Here is a 3,710-nt window from a genome sequence, read left to right as displayed (position 1 = left end):
GTGCTGGGCAAGCAAGGCACAGGTGCACTGGTCACCCTGGTGGAGCGCAAGAGCCGGCTCTATCTGGTCAAGCGGGTCGCGAGCAAACAGGCTGGGGTGGTGCGGGATGCGATAATCGAGATGTTAACGCCCTACATCGAGCAGGTGCATACCATCACCTTTGACAACGGCGGCGAGTTTGCCGAACACAAGGCGATAGAGGAAGCGCTGGGTGCCGAGACTTACTTTGCGCACCCTTACTCTTCGTGGGAGCGCGGTCTGAACGAGAACAGCAATGGGCTGTTGAGGCAGTTTATCCCAAAGGGAACAGACCTGAGAGAGGTCACGGACGAGGATGTCAGGAGAGCGGAGCAGTGGCTCAACCTACGACCTCGGAAATGTCTCGGATTCAGGCAGCCTGTCAAGGTATTCGAAGAGTACCGTCAGGCGGCATAGGCGAGTGTCGCACTTCGAAGTTGAATTCGCGGCAAACGGCTAATTGACATCAGACTTAACCAATTTGCTGATTTTATCGTAGAAAAGTCTTCGTTGTATTTCTCGACAGTAATGCGGTATTTGAATTTTCCATCAGCATCAAAATAAGACTGCCGCAAATCTGAATATTGCGAAATAACCCCGATGGCATGAGCCATCGGGGTGAATAGATATATCAATAAAATGCTTTTAGTCACGCTGATTACATGTTGGTCAGCGTGCTAGATATTAACTTAGCGCATGGCATATTCTGCCATTCCTGTTCTGGCATGTATCCAGGAATACGGCCTTTACAGGAAATAAATACTTTATCGAAGTTTCCACCTTCAGTTGGATCAATATTAACAGACCATTGCATGGCAATGCCTTGGGCAAAATTAATAGTAGTCCCATTTTGTGAAGGAGCATTGCCAATGCCATAAAAAGGTATGTTGAAGAAGGAACCATCCATTTTTTGGAAAATTTCCATTACCTTGTCTTTTTCCACTTTGCACATGGCAGTATCAAGGGCCTTTGACATGGTGATATCATACTCACCGATGGTCTCACCATCAAAATTACAATGGCTTGTCGTGGTAAGCTTCATATCTTTACGACCAAGGCCATTTTTGAAATAGAAATTTAAGTCTACATTATAGGTAGCTTCAAGCCACTCATCATTGATTAGCACGTAGTCATGCAACTCAACCGTTTTAAACTCAGAATCACCAGCAAGATGTTTATGCAGTTTTTCCAGCACATTTCGGTCAAGGTGGTGATCTGTCTCAGGAAGGTTACTCTTCAAAGTCAGCTCTATAGCTTTCTGTAGCTGCTTTTTGGCCTTGTCTAATATTTCAGAATGGTTGCTATTTAGTGCTAAGAAATTTGGGTCTTTAAAGAAACTTTCCGGATTAATGTTAACGTTCATGTATTCAGCATTGATCTGTACGTTGCCAAAAGCAGGCTGCTTGAGGTTGGTTCCACCAAAATTATTAGTGATGCTGAACGTATCCAGAGTCAAATCTTCCCATTTTATTCTATATTGGCTTGGGGAGCCATATTGATAGGAGGCCATGACATTAATCGCAGCAGCCATTGCCAGAGCAGAAGCTCGTAACTCTTGTACTTGTGTAAAGCTGAGAGTCAATTCATCACTATCACCATATTTCGCCAAGTAATCAGGGTCCGTAATACTTGCTAAGCTATTACTGACCGCCTCCAGCTCCACTGCGTATTTATGCATAAGTTGAGCAATGTCAATAGTGTGGTCTGGTTGTTCTTTGATGTTGCTCAGTGCTGCATTACCTGAGTTGACTATGATATCAAGCACCTTAGCGAGTGTCGATTTATAGCCTGATCCTATAGCTGAGTCTGAAGAGGGCTCTATCTCAAAGCGCTTGCTGACTATGGGGTCATTAGTAATTTCCATCATGGTGATGATGGCCTTCACAATTTCACGATCAGCCATTCCTTCAACACTTTCTTCTTGCTCCAGAATGTTTTTATATAAGCCTAGCTTTTCTTCAAAATTGGTTTTTTGCCAATCTTGACTTTCTTCGAGCAGGCTTCGCAGGACTTTATCTACAGCAACAGATTTCCCATTGGCGTTGGCCAGCGAGGCATTCATATGTACTTCAGCAGCTTTGGTATCAACCACTTTTTTGTCGATCTGCGCCTGTTTCAGGGCTTCATTCAGGCTGGTTTCAAAATCAATGTCGTTATCAAAGTTCAGGTTGCCGAGCTTTTTGGTATCTTCTGGGTTCAGGATAATGCCATTGCGGATATCACCATCTGTGTGCATGGTTTGCAGCAGGGCGGCGATACGAATGGCGCGATCTTTGTCACCCTTTTCGGCGATGGTGTATGGGGTTACTCATATACAGGACCTTAAGAAAACACTTCATTTGAAATTCCTTCTAAGGTCCTGTTCTGTATCGATTTTCGCTGCTTGGTTCGACGGGCATTTTTCGCCAAGTAAACGGCAGCCCATTCCAGACGCTCTCTTATTTCCACCAACACCCGATGAGCCACCGCTTCCAATAACGGGAACCACCAGGTTCCGCTATTTTTCGCCGCTTTCAGTGTGGATAAACCGTCCCCCATCAGCGTCTGAGCTACCCGTCTTTTCATCACCAGCGACAACAGGCTGGCCCACACCAGCCCCTCGGCAATGGCTTTCTGACCTGTCACAAAGCCCTTGAGCCGGTTGTGCGACTTCCACTCCTTAAACAGCAGCTCCACCTGCCAACGACAGCGGTACAGGCTCATCACCCGCTCTGCTGGCCATGCCTCTCGTGGCAGATTGGTCATCCAGATACAGAACCGTTTCTCCTCGGCAAACCAGCGTCGGATCAGCCGATACTCGAACTTGCCCGATTTCACCACCATATCCAGTACCTCTGCCCGACAGTGCCGCCGTCCAGCATCCTTGAGTGACAGGCCCGCCAGCTTCGGCACTTCCCGTTCGTCACCGCGCCATGCCCGGATAATCTTCGGGTTCAGGCTCTTACTACCCCTGACCAGATAGAAACCGCCCGCCTCGTTTAGTTTCGCAAAGTAGGCCATATCGATGTAACCCGCGTCCGCCAACAGCAGGCTGTTATTGAGCCGCTCGGGCTCAGGCAGGAACTGGCGCTCTGACGCCGTATCGGCAGAGACCTGCATGCAAACTGGACTTTGCTCCAATAGAGACATGAGCATATGACACTCGATTGCCGCCGGGCTAATGGTCTTGAACCTTCCCGGAAACACTTCGGCCAGGCTTTTGTGGACGGCAAAGGAAGTACCATCCTGCAACAACACCTGTTTGAATGCGCCAAGGGATGCAGTCTTCATCTGTTGGCCGATACGCAAGGCGATAGCCCGTTCAACCAGCGCCTTCATGAACAGGGCGAACGACGCTTTGCGCAACTGGTTGTGAAAGGGCTTGTAGGAAACCTGATGGGCATCAACCAGTTGCAAGGCATTGAAATGATGGTGCAATCCAGCGATACCATCGACCTGGTCGCAGCCAAGTGCCCGCAAGAGTGCAGTCACCAGCATGGCAGGCGTAATGGCTCGTTTGCGCAAGCAAAATTGGCAGTCACGGGCAATGCGGTCGAGTTCGGCAGGAGAGAGAAGTTGCTCAAGATAGTGGTTGGCATCGATAATGGTCATGGCTTCGTGCGTGGCGGTTTTGTTTGGCGATAAAATCAGATCACAATCGAAGCCATTTTTATATCTATTTCAATTGGTTGCTGCTAAAGATCCTGTACATG

The 3,710-nt window shown here is 48.0% G+C and carries 3 protein-coding genes and 1 pseudogene; 1 reads left to right on the top strand and 3 read right to left on the bottom strand.

The genetic code is table 11. The annotated features are described in order from the left end of the window. Positions 1–435 (top strand): annotated as a pseudogene (locus tag AB5Y97_RS05690) (IS30-like element ISAs2 family transposase); the annotation flags it as partial. On the opposite strand, the gene AB5Y97_RS05685 reads toward AB5Y97_RS05690, so the two are convergent. The 3 genes from AB5Y97_RS05685 to AB5Y97_RS05675 form a co-directional block, all read right to left on the bottom strand. Continuing rightward, a complete protein-coding gene (locus AB5Y97_RS05685) occupies positions 423–671 on the bottom strand; it encodes a hypothetical protein (protein WP_368157361.1) in 249 nt (82 codons plus the stop codon). The pseudogene AB5Y97_RS05690 and the gene AB5Y97_RS05685 sit on opposite strands and share 13 nt — an antisense overlap. A gap of 5 nt (positions 672–676) precedes the next feature. Beyond that, positions 677–2,254 (bottom strand): hypothetical protein, encoded by a 1,578-nt coding sequence (locus tag AB5Y97_RS05680; protein ID WP_368157360.1) that lies wholly within the window; start codon positions 2,252–2,254, stop codon positions 677–679. A gap of 86 nt (positions 2,255–2,340) precedes the next feature. Next, positions 2,341–3,609 carry an IS4-like element ISAeme4 family transposase gene (locus tag AB5Y97_RS05675; protein ID WP_041206016.1) on the bottom strand — a complete coding sequence of 423 codons (1,269 nt, stop codon included), beginning with the start codon at positions 3,607–3,609 and terminating at the stop codon, positions 2,341–2,343. Between the last annotated feature and the right edge of the window lie 101 nt (positions 3,610–3,710).

The sequence above is a fragment of the Aeromonas sp. R10-2 genome (assembly GCF_040908445.1).
Taxonomy (GTDB): Bacteria; Pseudomonadota; Gammaproteobacteria; order Enterobacterales; family Aeromonadaceae; genus Aeromonas; species Aeromonas veronii.
Note: the sequence above shows the minus strand (reverse complement) of the source record. Positions and strands in the feature narration are given on the sequence as shown.

Bases quoted from the DNA above. Each gene is read 5' to 3' on its own strand.
- AB5Y97_RS05675 (WP_041206016.1), bottom strand. From the start codon at position 3,609: ATGACCATTATCGATGCCAACCACTATCTTGAGCAACTTCTCTCTCCT.
- AB5Y97_RS05680 (WP_368157360.1), bottom strand. From the start codon at position 2,254: ATGCACACAGATGGTGATATCCGCAATGGCATTATCCTGAACCCAGAA.